Source organism: Amycolatopsis sp. NPDC051128 (assembly GCF_040682715.1).
Classification (GTDB): domain Bacteria; phylum Actinomycetota; class Actinomycetes; order Mycobacteriales; family Pseudonocardiaceae; genus Amycolatopsis.
This window is the reverse complement of sequence record NZ_JBFBBN010000040.1, coordinates 1-15,950: the sequence shown is the minus strand read 5'-3', so window position 1 is coordinate 15,950 and position 15,950 is coordinate 1. Positions and strand designations below refer to the sequence as shown.

The following is a 15,950-nucleotide window of genomic DNA, read 5'->3' as shown; positions in this document are numbered from 1 at the left end:
AGACCACTCAACCGCCGCCTTCGCCGGCTCGTAGGGTGGGGGAGAGGCTGACCGAGAGGGACGGAGGCGCATGACCGGACTGCTCCCGTTCGTCTCGGACCTGCCGCTGGTGGACCACCACTGTCACGGCGTCGTCACCGGGGTCGTGGCCCGCGCGGGTTTCGAGGCGATGCTGACCGAGGCCGACGCGCCCTCGCCGCTGGGCACGAGCCTGTTCGACTCGCTGATCGGGCTGGCCGTGCGCGAACGCTGCGCGCCCGTGCTCGGCCTGCCGCGGCACACCCCGGCCGAGACCTACCTCGAACGCCGCGCCGAGCTGGGCGCGACCGAGGTGGCCCGGCGGTTCCTGCGCGCCACCGGCACGACGGACTTCCTGCTGGACGGCGGGTTCCAGCCGGATTCGCTGACCACGACGCCGGAGTTCGCCGCGCTGGCGGGCACCCGCGCGCACGACGTCGTCCGGCTGGAACAGGTCGCCGAGGCCGTGATCCAGGGGACGCCTGCCCGGGGGTTCGCCGCGGCCTTCGCCGACGAGCTGGGGAAACGCGCCTCGGCCGCCGTCGGGCTCAAGTCGATCGCGGCCTACCGCGTCGGTCTCGGCCTGGCGGGGGAGCGGCCGTCGCCGCCGGAGGTCGAGGCGGCGGCCGGGCGCTGGCTCGCCCGGATCGAGGCGGGCGAAGGCGTCCGCCTGGCCGACGAGGTGCTGCACCGGCACCTCGTGTTCACCGGGCTCGACCTCGGCCTGCCGGTGCAGTTCCACGTCGGCTACGGCGACTCCGACGTCGACCTGCACCGCTGCGACCCGCTGCTGCTCACCGGGCTGCTGCGGGCGACCCGCGACCGGGGCGTGCCGATCCTCCTGCTGCACAACTACCCGTTCCACCGCAACGCCGCGTATCTGGCGCAGGTCTTCGAGCACGTGTTCGTCGACGCCGGGCTCATCACGCACAACGCGGGCTTCCGGGCGCCGGCCGTCCTGGCCGAGCTCCTGGAGATCGCGCCGTTCGGGAAGGTTCTCTTCTCCACCGACGCCTTCGGCCTGGCCGAGCTGTACCACCTGGGCACAGCCCTGTTCCGGCAGGGTTTGTCGGACTTCGTGCGCGGCGCGCTGGCCGCCGGTGCGATGTCCGAAGTGGACGCCATGCGGCTGTGTGCTTTGGTGGGACACGAGAACGCGACGAGGATCTACCGCTTGGAGCATGTGTGAGTGATCTGTGGACCCGGTGGACGCGGGCGATCGCCGAGGAACTGCCCGCCGCCGTCGAACTCCGGCACGCGGTGCACGCCGACCCGCGAGCTTCCGGCGACGAGGAGGACACTGCCCGCCTGGTGGCCGGCGCCCTCGGGGCGGGCGACGGGATCCGGGTCGCCAAGACCGGCCGCGCGATCCGGCTGCCCGGCACTTCCGACGGCCCGGCCGTGGCGCTGCGGGCCGAGCTCGACGCGCTCCCGGTGCTGGAGGGCACCGGCGTGCCGTGGGCGTCGGAAACCGACCTGATGCACGCGTGCGGCCACGACGTCCACCTCGCCGCGCTGGTCGCGGTCGGCCGCGCGGCGGTGCGCGTCGGCGTGCCGCGGCCGATCCTGGCGCTGCTCCAGCCGCGGGAGGAGACGTCACCGCCCGGCGCGCTCGACGTCGTCGACTCCGGGGTGCTGGCCGAGTCCGGGGTGGACATCGTGATCGGCGCGCACGTCCAGCCGCGGATCGCGCACGGCATGGTGTCGGCGGCGCCCGGCCCGGTGAACGCGTCCACCGACGAGTTCGAGGTGACGATGCACGGCCAGGGCGGCCACGCCGGCTACCCGCACCTGCTGCGCGACCCGATCCTGGCGCTGTCGCAGCTGGTCGTGAGCCTGCAGCAGCTCGCGTCGCGCCGGATCGACCCGGTGTTCGGCGCGGTCTGCTCGATCGGCCGGATCCAGGCCGGCGCCGCCGCGAACGTCGTCCCGAACAGCGCGACCGCGTTCGGCTCGCTGCGCGTGATGCGCGAGAAGGACCGCGAAAGCGCGCTCGAGAACCTGACGGAGATCGTGCACGGCACGGCCAGGGCGCACGGCTGCGCGGCCGAGCTGAAGATCAACCCGTGCGAGCCGGTGCTGAACAACGACGTCTCGCTGGCGACGGCGGCGCAGGGCTGGCTTCGGCACGCGGGCTTCCTGGTGGACGACAAGTTCCGGTCCTTCGGCGCCGACGACTTCGCCCACTACTGCGGCAACGGAACCCGCGGGCTGATGCTGTTCGTCGGCGTCGGCGACACGGCGGGCGTGCCGAGCCTGCACGACGAACGGTTCCTCCCGCGGGACGAGGCCGTCACCCACGTCGCGCACGCGCTGGTGGCGGGCTACCTGGCCGCCTTGGAGCCTTCGGCGCGATAGCGCTACGGTGGCCGCGTGATGAGCGCCTACCTCGCGACGATCCCCAGCCCCGACCAGGGGGTCTGGCACCTGGGGCCGATCCCGCTCCGTGCGTACGCCCTGTGCATCATCGCCGGCATCATCGTGGCGATCTGGTGGGGTGAGCGGCGCTGGGTGGCGCGCGGCGGCACCAAGGGCACGGTGATCGACCTGGCCGTCTTCGCCGTGCCGTTCGGCCTGGTCGGCGGCCGGTTGTACCACGTGATCACCGACCCCGAGCTGTACTTCACCGAGGGCAAGAACCCCTGGAAGGCGTTCGCGATCTGGGACGGCGGCCTCGGCATCTGGGGCGCCATCGCCCTCGGCGCGGTGGGCGCGCTCATCGCGTGCCGCCGCCGGGGCATCCCGCTGCCGGCGATGGCCGACGCGCTCGCCCCCGGCATCGTCGTGGCGCAGGCCATCGGGCGGATCGGCAACTACTTCAACCAGGAGCTGTACGGCGCGCACACCGACCTGCCGTGGGGCCTGGAGGTCTACCAGCGCTTCAACCCGGAGGACCCGGACAACCTGCTGAACGGCGTCGCGACCGGCCACATCCCGCTGCCGGAGAGCCCGGTCCACCCGACGTTCCTGTACGAGCTGCTCTGGAACCTGCTGGTCGCGCTGCTGGTGATCTGGGCGGACCGGCGCTTCAAGCTGGGGCACGGGCGGGTGTTCGCGCTGTACGTCGCCGGCTACACGGTGGGCCGCGGCTGGATCGAGATGATGCGGACGGACACCGCGAACCACATCCTCGGCCTGCGGGTGAACGTGTGGACGTCGATCCTGCTGTTCGTGGGAGCGGCGGTGTACTTCGTGCTCGCCGGGAAGCGGGGGCCGCGGGAGGCGCCCGAACTGCTGCGGGGCAAGGACACCGCGGCCACGGGCGAGCCGGCCGCTGATCCGGCTACTGGGGATCCGGACGCCGCGGCGTCGGAAGACCCGGCTCCGGAAGCCGCCGCCGACGCTGCGGAGCCGGAACCCGCGAAGGTCGCCGCTCCGGCCGACAAGCCCGCGGAGGACGCGGCCCCGGCCGAGGAACCCGCGGCGAAGAAGTCCGACGAGGGCTGACCCCGGTCAACGCCCTCACAGCATTGAGCACCTGGCTGGGTTCCGCGCGCTGATCCCCAAGCGCCCCAATGTGGCGTTGGGTGCTCCTCCCATGCCCCCACCGCCACCCTCAACGGAGGCGCTTCGCGCCGCAGTGTCATTCGACGCACCGAACGCCACATTGGGTGCGTTGGACGCAACCAATGCCACATTGGGGCGCATGAGCCGGTCGACAGCGCCCGGACCGCGCTGAGCAGCCCCCGTTTTCCACGCTAGCGGGGAGCACCGACAGTTCCGGGTCACGAAAGGTCGGGCAGGCCCAGCTCCAGGTTCGGGGTCTGGAGGCCGCCGTCCACTTCGAGGATCTTGCCCGTGATGTAGCCGCCCGCGCGGGAGGCCAGGAAGATCACCGTCGCCGCGATGTCCTCCGCCTCGCCGATCCGGTGCAACGGGGTCGCGGACTCCATCTTCTCCTTCAGCTCCGGGTTGCCGACCACGATCTCCAGCGCCGACGTCGCCACCGAGCCCACCGAGATCGCGTTGACCCGCACCCGGGGCGCCAGGTCCGCCGCCGCCAGGCGGGTGTAGTGGGCTAGGGCCGCCTTCGCCGTTCCGTACGCCGCGAAGCCGCGGCCGCTGACCCGGCCCATCACCGACGAGATGTTGACGACCGAGCCGCCCGTCTTCACCAGGGACGGTGCCGCCGCCACCGTCAGCGCGTGCGCCGTCGAGACGTTGAAGCGGAACGCCTCCTCCAGGAACTCGGGGGTCGTCTCCAGCAGCGGCCGGGGGTAGGTGCCGCCGACGTTGTTGACCACCAGGTCGAGCCGCCCGAACTGCTCGATCGCCACCGAGGCCAGCGCCGCGGCGGCGGCCGGGTCGGCGAGGTCGGCCGGGACCGGGAAAGCCCGGCGGCCCGCGGCCGAAACCTGCGAAGCGACTTCTGAGAGCTGGGAGGCGGTGCGGGAGGCGATGACCACGTCGGCGCCTGCTTCGGCGAGGGCCACGGCGGTGGCCGCGCCGATCCCTCGTCCAGCGCCGGTGACCACCGCGACCTGCCCGGACAGCCGGAACCGGTCGAGGATCATGCGCGAAACAGTAACACGTTCTAGTGACCCGCGACACAACGCCGGCGCGCCGCGTTGGCCATGTCACGTTAGACTTGACGGAGGTTTCCGGGCCGTATAATTAGCGGCGCGAACTACCGGGACCCCATCAGGAACTACGTCGTTCCGCGCAGCCAGATCGTTACCGTCCGACGCCGTTCGGTGCGCTCCGAACGGATGCTGGCGTGTTTCCCAGGTGTTAAAGTCGCGCTAACAGGCGGGCCATCGTCGTCCCGTGCGCTCCCCCGGTCGGTAGCCCGGCCCCGCACGACAAGACGACGAAGGAGGTCCCTTCATGATCTTCTCCGCCATTCCCGGCAAGCAGGGTCTCTACGATCCGGAGACCGAACAGGACTCCTGCGGTGTGGCCATGGTGGCCGACATCCGCGGGCGCCGCTCCCACGGCATCGTCACCGACGGCCTGGCCGCGCTGACCAACCTGGACCACCGCGGCGCCGCCGGCGCCGAGCCGACCAGCGGCGACGGCGCCGGCATCCTCCTGCAACTGCCCGACGCGCTGCTGCGCGCCGAGGCCGGCTTCGAGCTGCCCGGACCGGATGAGCACGGCCACCACCGCTACGCCGCGGGCATCGCGTTCCTCCCCGAAGACGCCGAGCAGCGCCGCAAGGCCGTCGGGCTCGCCGAACGCATCGCCGTCGAAGAGGGCCTGGAGGTCCTCGGCTGGCGCGAGGTCCCGGTCGACGCCGTCCGCGCCGACATCGGCCCGACCGCCCGCTCGGTCATGCCGCACTTCGCGATGCTGTTCGTGACGGCGGAAGGGAAGTCGGGGCTCGCCCTCGACCGGCTGGCCTTCTGCCTGCGCAAGCGCGTCGAGCACGAGAGCGCGAATTCCGGCTGTGGCACGTATTTCCCGTCGCTGTCCTCGCGGACGATCGTCTACAAGGGCATGGTGACGCCGGAGCAGCTGCCCGCGTTCTTCGCCGACCTGCGCGACGAGCGGCTGGAAAGCGCCATCGCGCTGGTGCACTCCCGCTTCTCCACCAACACCTTCCCGTCGTGGCCGCTGGCCCACCCGTTCCGGTTCGTCGCCCACAACGGGGAAATCAACACCATCCGCGGCAACCGCAACCGCATGCGGGCCCGCGAAGCGCTGCTGGAGTCCGACGTCATCCCCGGCGACCTGTCCCGGCTGTTCCCGATCTGCTCGCCGGACGCGTCGGACTCCGCGTCCTTCGACGAGGTCCTGGAACTGCTGCACCTGGGCGGCCGGTCGCTGCCGCACGCGGTGCTGATGATGATCCCGGAAGCGTGGGAGAACCACGCGACCATGAAGCCCGAGCGCCGCGCGTTCTACCAGTTCCACGCCAGCCTGATGGAGCCGTGGGACGGCCCCGCGTGCGTCACCTTCACCGACGGCAGCCTCGTCGGGGCGGTCCTGGACCGCAACGGCCTGCGCCCGGCGCGCTGGTGGCGCACGGCCGACGACCGCGTCGTCCTCGCCAGCGAGGCGGGCGTCCTGGACGTCGCTCCGAAGGACGTCGTCGCCAAGGGCAGGCTCAAGCCCGGCAAGATGTTCCTGGTCGACACCGAGGCCGGCCGGATCGTGGACGACGAAGAGGTCAAGTCCGAGCTGGCCAAGGACCTGCCGTACGAGGGCTGGCTGCACGCCGGGCTGCTGAAGATCGCCGAGCTGCCCGACCGCGACCACATCGTGCAGAGCCACGACTCCGTGCTGCGCCGTCAGCTTTCCTTCGGCTACACCGAAGAAGAGCTGAAGATCCTGCTCGCGCCGATGGCCACCAACGGCGCCGAGCCGATCGGCTCGATGGGCACCGACACCCCGCCCGCGGTGCTGTCGAAGCGGTCCCGGCTGCTCTACGACTACTTCAAGCAGAACTTCGCCCAGGTGACCAACCCGCCGCTGGACGCGATCCGCGAAGAGCTCGTCACCTGCATGGCGCGGATCATGGGCCCGGAGCGCAACCTCCTGGCCCCCGGGCCGGCCTCGTGCCGCCACCTGAAGCTGCCGTACCCGGTCATCGACAACGACGAGCTCGCCAAGCTCATCCACATCAACGACGACGGCGACCTCCCCGGCTTCGCCTGCAGCGTCCTTTCCGGACTGTACGAAGCGGACGGCGGCGCCGAGGCGCTGGCGTCGGCCATCGAGCGGGTCCGGCGGGAGGCCTCCGAGGCGATCGCGGCCGGCGCGCGCACGCTCGTGCTGTCCGACCGCGACTCCGACCACCGGATGGCGCCGATCCCGTCGCTGCTGCTGGTCTCGGCGGTGCACCACCACCTGGTCCGCACCAAGGAACGCCTGCGCGTCGCGCTGGTCGTCGAGTCCGGCGACGCGCGCGAGGTGCACCACATCGCGCTGCTGCTCGGCTACGGCGCCGCCGCGGTCAACCCGTACCTGGCCTTCGAGACCATCGAAGACATGATCGGCCAGGGCGCGGTCACCGGCATCGAGCCCGCCAAGGCGATCCGCAACTACGTGTACGCGCTGGTCAAGGGCGTCCTGAAGATCATGTCCAAGATGGGCATCTCGACGGTCGGCGCCTACACCGCCGCCCAGGTCTTCGAGTCACTCGGCCTGAGCCAGGACCTGCTCGACGAGTACTTCACCGGGACGTCGTCGAAGCTCGGCGGCGTCGGCCTCGAGGTGCTCGCCGAAGAGGTCGCGACGCGCCATCGCCGCGCCTACCCGGACAACCCGACCGACCGCGTCCACCGTGGGCTCGAGACCGGCGGCGAGTACGCCTACCGCCGCGAGGGCGAGCTGCACCTGTTCACGCCGGAGACGGTGTTCCTGCTGCAGCACGCGTCCAAGACCGGCCGCGACGAGGTCTACCGCAAGTACACCGAAGAGGTGCACCGCCTCTACCGCGAAGGCGGCACGCTGCGCGGGCTGTTCTCCTTCCGCGACGGCGTCCGCGAGCCGGTGCCGCTCGACGAGGTCGAGCCCGCCGAGGCGATCTTCAAGCGCTTCAACACCGGCGCGATGTCGTACGGCTCGATCTCGGCCGAGGCGCACGAAACCCTGGCCATCGCGATGAACCGGATCGGCGGCCGGTCCAACACCGGCGAGGGCGGCGAGGACCCGGAGCGGCTCTACGACCCCGAACGCCGCAGCGCGATCAAGCAGGTCGCTTCGGGCCGGTTCGGCGTCACCAGCGAGTACCTGGTCAACGCCGACGACATCCAGATCAAGATGGCGCAGGGCGCGAAGCCCGGCGAGGGCGGCCAGCTGCCGCCGAACAAGGTGTACCCGTGGATCGCGCGGACCCGGCACTCGACACCGGGCGTGGGGCTGATTTCCCCGCCGCCGCACCACGACATCTATTCCATCGAGGACCTTGCCCAGCTGATCCACGACCTCAAGAACGCCAACGAGCACGCCCGCATCCACGTGAAGCTGGTGTCCTCGCTCGGCGTCGGCACGGTCGCGGCCGGCGTGTCCAAGGCGCACGCCGACGTCGTGCTCATCTCCGGCCACGACGGCGGCACCGGCGCGTCGCCGATGAACTCGCTCAAGCACGCCGGCACGCCGTGGGAGATCGGCCTCGCCGAGACCCAGCAGACGTTGCTGCTCAACGGGTTGCGCGACCGCATCACCGTGCAGGTGGACGGCGCCATGAAGACCGGGCGCGACGTCGTCATCGCGGCGCTGCTCGGCGCCGAGGAGTACGGCTTCGCGACGGCCCCCCTCGTCGTCGCGGGCTGCATCATGATGCGCGTCTGCCACCTCGACACCTGCCCGGTCGGCGTCGCCACGCAGAGCCCCGAGCTCCGCAAGCGCTACACCGGCCAGGTCGAGCACGTCGTGAACTTCTTCAAGTTCGTCGCCGAAGAGGTCCGGGAAACCCTGGCGGCGCTCGGCTTCCGCACGCTCGACGAGGCCATCGGCCACGCCGAGCTGCTGAACACCGACGAGGCCGTCGACCACTGGAAGGCGTCCGGGCTGAACCTGGCGCCGATCTTCGAGGTGCCGTCGGAGACCCCGTACGGCGGCGCGAAGCGACGCACCCGCGGCCAGGACCACGGCCTGGAGCACGCGCTGGACCGCACGCTCATCCAGCTCGCCGAGGCGGCGCTGGAGGACGCGCACCCGGTGCGGCTCGAACTGCCGGTGCGCAACGTGAACCGGACCGTCGGCACCCTGCTCGGCTCGGAGATCACCCGCCGCTACGGCGGCGACGGCCTCCCGGAGGGCACGATCCACGTGCTGCTCACCGGGTCCGCGGGCCAGTCGCTCGGCGCGTTCCTGCCGCGCGGCGTCACCCTCGACATGGTCGGCGACGCGAACGACTACGTCGGCAAGGGCCTGTCCGGCGGCCGGATCGTCGTCCGCCCCGACCCGGAGGCGTCCTTCGCCGCCGAGGCGCAGACGATCGCGGGCAACACCATCGCCTACGGCGCGACCGGCGGCGAGATCTTCCTGCGCGGCCAGGTCGGCGAACGCTTCTGCGTCCGCAACTCCGGCGCCACGGTCGTCGCCGAGGGCGTCGGCGACCACGCCTTCGAGTACATGACCGGCGGCCGCGCGGTGGTGCTCGGCCCGACCGGGCGCAACCTGGCGGCCGGCATGTCCGGCGGCATCGCGTTCGTGCTCGACGTCGACCGCCGGAAGGTCAACCAGGACATGGTGGACCTGCTGGCCCCGACGGCCGACGACCTGGCCTGGCTGAAGAAAACCGTGCAACAGCACTACGATCTCACCCGCTCCGCGGTGGCCGCGTCGCTGCTCGGCGACTGGCCGCGCCGCTCGGTGGCCTTCACGAAGGTGATGCCGCGCGACTACCAGCGGGTCTTGGACGCGGCTAAGGCGGCGCGTGCCGCCGGCCGCGATGTCGACGAAGCGATCATGGAGGCCGCTCGTGGCTGACCCGACCGGTTTCCTGAAGTACGAACGCGAAGAGCCGAAGAAGAAGTCCAAAGAGGAGCGTCTCGCCACCTGGGGCGAGGTCTACGCGGACGTCGACCCGGGCGAGCGCAACGACAAGGTGCGCAAGCAGGCGTCACGCTGCATGGACTGCGGCATCCCGTTCTGCCACTCCGGCGGTTCCGGCTGCCCGCTGGGCAACCTGATCCCGGAGTGGAACGACCTGGTCCGCCGCGGCGACTGGGCCGCGGCGAGCGACCGGCTGCACGCCACCAACAACTTCCCCGAGTTCACCGGGAAGCTGTGCCCGGCGCCGTGCGAGGCGGGCTGCGTCCTGTCCATCTCGCCGCTGTCCGGCGGGCCGGTGTCGATCAAGCGCGTCGAGCAGACGATCGCCGACCAGTCCTGGGAAGCGGGCTACGTCCAGGCGCAGGTGTCCGAAGTGTCCAGCGGGCAGCGGGTCGCCGTGGTCGGCTCCGGCCCGGCCGGGCTCGCCGCCGCCCAGCAGCTGACCCGCGCGGGGCACGAGGTCACCGTGTTCGAACGCGACGACCGGCTCGGCGGGCTGCTGCGCTACGGCATCCCCGAGTTCAAGATGGAGAAGAAGGTCCTCGACCGGCGGCTCGCGCAGCTGCGCAAGGAGGGCACCCGGTTCGTCACCGGCTGCGAGGTCGGCGTCGACCTTTCGGTGGAGGACCTGCGCGAGCAGTACGACGCCGTCGTGCTCGCGGTCGGCGCGCTGCGTGGCCGCGACGACACGACGACGCCGGGCCGCGAGCTGGCCGGCGTCCACCTGGCCATGGAACACCTGGTGCCGGCCAACAAGTACGTCGAGGGCGACGGCCCGCCGTCGATCGACGCGCACGGCAAACACGTGATCATCATCGGCGGCGGTGACACCGGCGCCGACTGTTACGGCACCGCCACCCGCCAGGGCGCGCTGTCGGTGACGCAGCTCGACCAGTACCCGATGCCGCCGACGACGCGCGACGACGACCGTTCGCCGTGGCCGACGTGGCCGTACATCCTCCGCACCTACCCGGCGCACGAGGAGGCGGGCGAGCGCAAGTTCGCGGTCGCGGTCAAGCGGTTCGTCGGCGACGACGCCGGCCGCGTCAAGGCCGTCGAACTGCAGCACGTGAAGGTGCGGAAGGACCCCGCGACCGGCCGCCGCGAGGTCATCCCGGTCGGCGACGACGTCGAGACGCTGCCCGCCGGCCTGGTGCTGCTGGCGATCGGCTTCGAAGGCGTCGAGGAAATGCCGCTGCTGGACGGCCTCGGGCTTTCCCTGACCCGCCGGGGCACGCTGTCGTGCGGCGCCGACTGGCAGACGGAGACCCCGGGCGTGTTCGTCTGCGGCGACGCCCACCGCGGCGCGTCGCTGGTGGTGTGGGCGATCGCGGAAGGCCGTTCGGTGGCCAACGCGGTCGACGCGTTCCTGACCGGCGCGTCGGACCTCCCCGCTCCGGTCCACCCGACGGCGCTCCCGCTGGCCGTCGTCTGACCCGCCCAAGTCCGTGAATGGCACATTGAGGGACTTCAAGTCCCTCAATGTGCCATTCACGGCTTTCCCGAGCGTTACGCCGGACGGCGGCTGTGCGGTGTGTACACGGGCAACTACTTTCGAGGGGTTGTGTCGCCTTTGCGACGATTCACTTCGGCTGAAGGTGGGGCGTCTTGAAGCACACGAAACTCCGGGCCGCGGTGGTCACCGCCGTCCTCTCCCTCGCGTTCGCCCTGGTCGGCATGCCCGCCCAGGCCGCGCCGAAACCGTTCTGGACGCCTGACGCCATGCGGGCGGCCGTCCCGATGGACAACCTCGTGAAAGCCCCGGCGTACACGCCGAAGGACGTCGCGCGCGGGCAGAGCGCGATCATCCAGAGCATCCCCAACGGCGGGGGCGCCTGGACCGGCGGCGGGAAGGTCACCCAGACCGCCGGCCGCGTGTTCTTCCTCTTCAACGGCCAGAAGGCGTCGTGCTCGGGTGACGCCGTCACCAGCACCAACGGCAGCGTCGTCGTCACCGCCGGGCACTGCGTGAAGTACCAGGGCACCTGGCACACGCAGTGGGTGTTCGTCCCCGGCTACAACAACGGCAACGCCCCCTACGGCCAGTGGGCGGCGAAGAGCACCCTCACCACGCCGCAGTGGGAAGCCAGTGAGGACATCAACTACGACGTCGGCATGGCCGTGGTGAACCCGCTGAACGGCCAGAAGCTGACCGACGTCGTCGGCGCGCAGGGCATCGCCTTCAACCAGCCGAAGAACCAGAGCATGTACACCTTCGGCTACCCGGCCGCGTCGCCCTACGACGGCACGAAGCTGATCTACTGCAGCGGCAGCACGTTCACCGACTTCCTGCTGACCAAGGACCACGGCATGAGCTGCAACATGACCGGCGGCTCCAGCGGCGGGCCGTGGTTCCTGTCGTTCAACGAGGGCACCGGCACCGGCGTGCAGGCCTCGGTGAACAGCTTCGGCTACAACTTCCTGCCGGGCTACATGTTCGGACCGTACTTCGGCGCCGACGCGCAGAACCTGTACAACCGCGCGCAAGCCGCGTGAGTCCCGTCAGCCCAGGGGAGGACCCGCGGGTCCGGCCCCTGGGCTGACGTCCGCGCGCCTCCAGCGGGCCAGGCTCGGGGCATGCGAAAAACCCTGGTCCTGCTGGCTTTCCTGCCGCTGCTCGCCGCCGCCCCGGCCCACGCCGAGCCGTCGCCGTCCCTGAAGTGGACGGCACCCTGCCCGGACTACGGCATGTCGCCGTCACCGACCGCCGGGCTCGACTGCGCGACCCTGCGCGTGCCGCTCGACTACGCCGATCCCGGCGGCCGCACGATCGAACTGACCCTCTCGCGGCACGCCGGCACCCCCGGTAAACGCCGCGGCGTGCTGCTGATGAACCCCGGCGGGCCGGGCAGCCCCGGGCTCGCGATGCCCGCCCAGCTGCTGCAGCGGATGGGCGGTTCCGGCCTGCCGGACGCCTACGACGTCATCGGGTTCGACCCGCGTGGCACCGCCTACAGCACACCGGTGACGTGCGGCATGACGACGTCGGAAGAGCGTGGCGCGGTCCTCGGCCCGTACGCGGACGGGCCGCGTGACGTCATCGCCACCGCGGCGAAAGCGCGGGCCGTGGCCGGGAAGTGCGGCAGTGCGTCCACAAAGGACCTGCTGCCGCACATGACGACCGCGAACACCGCCCGCGACCTCGACCGGATCCGGGAAGCGCTGGGGGAGAAGAAGATCTCCTACTACGGCGTCTCGTACGGCAGCTACCTCGGCGCCGCGTACGCGTCGATGTTCCCCGGCCGCGGCGACCGGATCGTGCTCGACAGCGTCCTCGGCCCGCACGGCCTCGACGCCCGCGCCAACCAGCGCTTCGCCGAAGGCTTCGACGACCGGTTCCCGGACTTCGCCGCGTGGGCGGCCGAACGCGACGACGTCCACCACCTCGGTGCGACCCCGGCGGCGGTGACGGCGAAGTTCTTCGAGCTCGCCGCCGTCCGCGGACCGGAGTTCCGGGCGAACACGTGGAACGGGCTCTACGACGACGCGTCCTTCTCCGCGCTGGCCCGGGACTGGGCGGGCGCCGCGCGCGCCGCGGCGGGCCCGCTCGACGGCGACAACCACGCCGCGCTCCAGCTCCAGGTGCTCTGCAACGACTCCGACTGGCCCGAGCAGGTCGGCTACTACCAGCGCGCGGTCGAACGCGAACGGGCGCGGCACCCGATGTTCGGCCCGGCCGCGGCGAACGTGAACCCGTGCGCGTTCTGGCCCGTCGAACGCGCGGAGCCGCCGGTGCGCGTGGGCGGCCCCGGCCCGGCGAACGTCCTGCTGGTGCAGAACCTGCGGGACCCGGCGACCCCGCTTTCGGGAGCGCGGGAGACGCGGGCGGCGTTCGGGGCGCGCGCGCGGCTGGTCACCGTCGACGCCGGCGGGCACGGCGTCTTCACGCGGGAAAACGCTTGCGGCAACGCCGTGGTGCTGGGCTATCTGCGTGACGGGGTCTTCCCCGCGGCGGACGGTTCCTGCCAATCTGGCCGATCGCAGTGAAAAAGGGGAGAAACCATGAAAAGAATCGCGTTCCTCGTCGCGGCCGCGCTCGCCGCGACCGGCCTGTTCGCCACACCGGCGACCGCGCGGTCCGCGCCGTCTGAGGCGTTCTGCGTTCCGGAAAGCATCACCCTGCTGGGGGCGGGGGGCACGTCGATCTGCCTGATGGCGCCGAAGCCGTCGATCGTCCCGCCGTTCACCGCTTTCACCGAACAGAACGGCAGCCAGTTCGCCTGGTGCCTGTATTCGGAAGAGAAGTACGGCGGTTTCTTCGTGCGCGTGCCGGCCTTCTCGCAGGTCCGCGTGATCGCGACGTTCGCGTCGGGGCGGCCCTGCTGAACACCGGGGTCAGCTCAACGCGGTGAGGAGCACCCAGTAGGCGCCACCGCCGACGACGACGCCCATCAGCAGGCCGGCCAGCACCTCGGGGGTGGTGTGGTCGCGCAGCTCGACGCGCGACCACGCCACCCAGGCGACCGCCACCGCGAGCAGCAGCGCCCACGGGCCGTACGTCAGCGTCAGCACCACCACGGCGGACGAGGCGACCGCGGCGTGCAGGGAGATCTTGAACTTCGCGCCGAACGTGACGGCGACCGCGACCACGAGGCTCGCCAGCATCGACGCGGCCAGCGCGACCAGCCGGGCGGGCGCGCCCCCGGCCAGCAGCGCGACGAACCCCAGGCCGAGTGACACCCCGGCGAACAGCAGCGGGACCCGGCGCCCGGCCCGGTTCGTCACGTGGTGGCCGTCCCACTTGCCCCGTTTCGCGCCGTGGACGATCACGGCCATCGGGATCAGCGAGCCGGTGACGGAGATCAGCAGGCCCCAGCCCAGCGCCGGGAGCACCCGGTGGCCGGTGGCGGCCCAGGCGACGGCGAGGGGCAGCGCGAGCACCCACACCCACGGGGCCAGCAGCTCGGTGGCCCACCGGGCGGAACGCGACACAGCGCGAACCTTATCCTGGTCTGCGTGAACTGGACCGTGGACGTCCCCGTCGACACCTTGCCCGAACTGCCGCCGTTGCCGCCGGGCCTGCGGGCGCGGCTCGACCAGGCGCTCGCCCTCCCGGCCGCGCAGCAGCCGGAGTGGCCGGACCCGGAGGCGACCCGCCGCGTCCGGGGCGTGCTCGAGAGCGTGCCGCCGATCACCGTTCCCCCCGAGATCGACCGGCTGCAGGACCGGCTGGCGATGGTCGCCCGCGGGGAGGCCTTCCTCCTGCAGGGCGGTGACTGCGCGGAGACGTTCGAGTCGAACACCGAGCCGCACATCCGGGCCAACCTGCGCACGCTGCTGCAGATGGCGGTCGTGCTGACCTACGGCGCGAGCCTGCCGGTGGTCAAGGTCGGCCGCATCGCCGGCCAGTACGCGAAGCCGCGGTCCGCCACGACCGACGCGCTGGGCCTGCCGGTGTACCGCGGCGACATCATCAACTCGCTGGTCGCCAAGCCCGAGCTGCGCGTGCCCGACCCCGGCCGGATGATCCGCGCCTACGCCAACGCGGGCGCCGCGATGAACCTGGTCCGCGCGCTCACCGCCACCGGCATGGCCGACCTGCACCAGGTGCACGACTGGAACAAGGACTTCGTGTCCGCGTCCCCGGCCGCGGAGCGCTACGAGGCGCTGGCCGGCGAGATCGACCGCGGCCTGCGGTTCATGTCCGCCTGCGGCGTCACCGACACGTCCCTGCACTCGACCGAGATCTTCGCCAGCCACGAGGCGTTGCTGCTCGACTACGAGCGCGCCCTGCTGCGGCTGGACAACGCCGACGCCGCCAACCCGAAGCTGTACAACCTGTCGTCGCACTTCCTCTGGATCGGCGAGCGCACCCGCCAGCTGGACGGCGCGCACATCGCGTTCGCCGAGCTGCTGGCTAACCCGATCGGGTTGAAGATCGGCCCGACGACCACGCCCGAGCAGGCGCTGGAGTACGTCGAGCGGCTCGACCCGCGCAGCGAGCCGGGCCGGCTGACGCTCATCTCGCGGATGGGCAACGGCAAGGTCCGCGAGGTGCTGCCGGCGATCGTGGAGAAGGTCGAAGCGTCCGGGCACAAGGTCATCTGGCAGTGCGACCCGATGCACGGCAACACGCACGAGGCGTCCACGGGGTACAAGACCCGCCACTTCGACCGCATCGTCGACGAGGTCCAGGGCTTCTTCGAGGTCCACAACAAGCTGGGCACCTACCCGGGCGGCATCCACGTGGAGCTGACCGGCGAGGACGTCACGGAGTGCCTGGGCGGCGCCCAGGAGATCTCGGACATCGACCTCTCGGGCCGCTACGAGACGGCCTGCGACCCGCGGCTGAACACGCAGCAGTCGCTGGAGCTGGCGTTCCTGGTGGCGGAGATGCTCCGCGGCTGACAGCTCTCATGCGCCCCAATGTGGCGTTCGGTGCGTCCAGCGCTGGAGGCGAAGCCGCGATGAGCCGCTCCGTGTCGCCCGGGATCGTCTGGGCCACCAGCGCGCCGGCCGCGGCGGGTACCGGCCACCTCAACCTG

General features: G+C 71.5%; 11 protein-coding genes. 9 read left to right on the top strand and 2 right to left on the bottom strand.

What is annotated here, in order from left to right; genetic code table 11:
- Positions 1-70: 70 nt before the first annotated feature.
- The 3 genes from AB0M82_RS32215 to lgt are packed head-to-tail and all read left to right on the top strand — an operon-like array spanning position 71 to position 3,465.
- Complete coding sequence (locus tag AB0M82_RS32215; RefSeq protein ID WP_364729995.1) at positions 71-1,207, top strand: amidohydrolase family protein; 1,137 nt, start codon at positions 71-73, stop codon at positions 1,205-1,207.
- On the top strand, positions 1,204-2,376 hold the full coding sequence (locus AB0M82_RS32210; protein ID WP_364729992.1) for an amidohydrolase: 1,173 nt from the start codon (positions 1,204-1,206) through the stop codon (positions 2,374-2,376). Before AB0M82_RS32215 ends, AB0M82_RS32210 begins: the two co-directional genes overlap by 4 nt.
- 18 nt (positions 2,377-2,394) lie before the next feature.
- Positions 2,395-3,465 carry a prolipoprotein diacylglyceryl transferase gene (gene lgt, locus AB0M82_RS32205; RefSeq protein ID WP_364729990.1) on the top strand — a complete coding sequence of 357 codons (1,071 nt, stop codon included), beginning with the start codon at positions 2,395-2,397 and terminating at the stop codon, positions 3,463-3,465.
- A gap of 278 nt (positions 3,466-3,743) precedes the next feature.
- On the opposite strand, the gene AB0M82_RS32200 is transcribed toward lgt, so the two are convergent.
- Complete coding sequence (locus AB0M82_RS32200; protein WP_364729988.1) at positions 3,744-4,532, bottom strand: SDR family oxidoreductase; 789 nt, start codon at positions 4,530-4,532, stop codon at positions 3,744-3,746.
- A gap of 313 nt (positions 4,533-4,845) precedes the next feature.
- Between AB0M82_RS32200 and gltB the strand changes: the two genes are divergently transcribed.
- From gltB to AB0M82_RS32175, 5 genes are all read left to right on the top strand, one after another.
- Positions 4,846-9,399: a glutamate synthase large subunit gene (gltB, locus tag AB0M82_RS32195; RefSeq protein ID WP_364729985.1), complete on the top strand. Its 4,554-nt coding sequence runs from the start codon at positions 4,846-4,848 to the stop codon at positions 9,397-9,399.
- Positions 9,392-10,900 (top strand): glutamate synthase subunit beta, encoded by a 1,509-nt coding sequence (locus tag AB0M82_RS32190; RefSeq protein ID WP_364729982.1) that lies wholly within the window; start codon positions 9,392-9,394, stop codon positions 10,898-10,900. The genes gltB and AB0M82_RS32190 overlap by 8 nt, the downstream gene beginning before the upstream one ends.
- A gap of 173 nt (positions 10,901-11,073) precedes the next feature.
- Positions 11,074-11,961: a peptidase gene (locus tag AB0M82_RS32185; RefSeq protein WP_364729979.1), complete on the top strand. Its 888-nt coding sequence runs from the start codon at positions 11,074-11,076 to the stop codon at positions 11,959-11,961.
- 81 nt (positions 11,962-12,042) lie between these two features.
- Positions 12,043-13,452 carry an alpha/beta hydrolase gene (locus AB0M82_RS32180; RefSeq protein WP_364729976.1) on the top strand — a complete coding sequence of 470 codons (1,410 nt, stop codon included), beginning with the start codon at positions 12,043-12,045 and terminating at the stop codon, positions 13,450-13,452.
- A gap of 15 nt (positions 13,453-13,467) precedes the next feature.
- The gene (locus tag AB0M82_RS32175; protein WP_364729974.1) at positions 13,468-13,791 is read left to right on the top strand and encodes a hypothetical protein; all 324 of its coding nucleotides are present in this window, start codon (positions 13,468-13,470) and stop codon (positions 13,789-13,791) included.
- Between the two features lie 9 nt (positions 13,792-13,800).
- Here the strand turns inward: AB0M82_RS32175 and AB0M82_RS32170 are convergent, their stop codons facing one another.
- Positions 13,801-14,397 carry a hypothetical protein gene (locus AB0M82_RS32170; RefSeq protein WP_364729971.1) on the bottom strand — a complete coding sequence of 199 codons (597 nt, stop codon included), beginning with the start codon at positions 14,395-14,397 and terminating at the stop codon, positions 13,801-13,803.
- 24 nt (positions 14,398-14,421) lie between these two features.
- Between AB0M82_RS32170 and AB0M82_RS32165 the strand changes: the two genes are divergently transcribed.
- Complete coding sequence (locus tag AB0M82_RS32165; RefSeq protein WP_364729968.1) at positions 14,422-15,813, top strand: class II 3-deoxy-7-phosphoheptulonate synthase; 1,392 nt, start codon at positions 14,422-14,424, stop codon at positions 15,811-15,813.
- The last annotated feature ends 137 nt before the right edge of the window (positions 15,814-15,950 follow it).

Bases quoted from the DNA above. Each gene is read 5' to 3' on its own strand.
- AB0M82_RS32215 (WP_364729995.1), top strand. From the start codon at position 71: ATGACCGGACTGCTCCCGTTCGTCTCGGACCTGCCGCTGGTGGACCAC.
- lgt (WP_364729990.1), top strand. From the start codon at position 2,395: ATGAGCGCCTACCTCGCGACGATCCCCAGCCCCGACCAGGGGGTCTGG.
- AB0M82_RS32200 (WP_364729988.1), bottom strand. From the start codon at position 4,532: ATGATCCTCGACCGGTTCCGGCTGTCCGGGCAGGTCGCGGTGGTCACC.
- gltB (WP_364729985.1), top strand. From the start codon at position 4,846: ATGATCTTCTCCGCCATTCCCGGCAAGCAGGGTCTCTACGATCCGGAG.
- AB0M82_RS32180 (WP_364729976.1), top strand. From the start codon at position 12,043: ATGCGAAAAACCCTGGTCCTGCTGGCTTTCCTGCCGCTGCTCGCCGCC.
- AB0M82_RS32175 (WP_364729974.1), top strand. From the start codon at position 13,468: ATGAAAAGAATCGCGTTCCTCGTCGCGGCCGCGCTCGCCGCGACCGGC.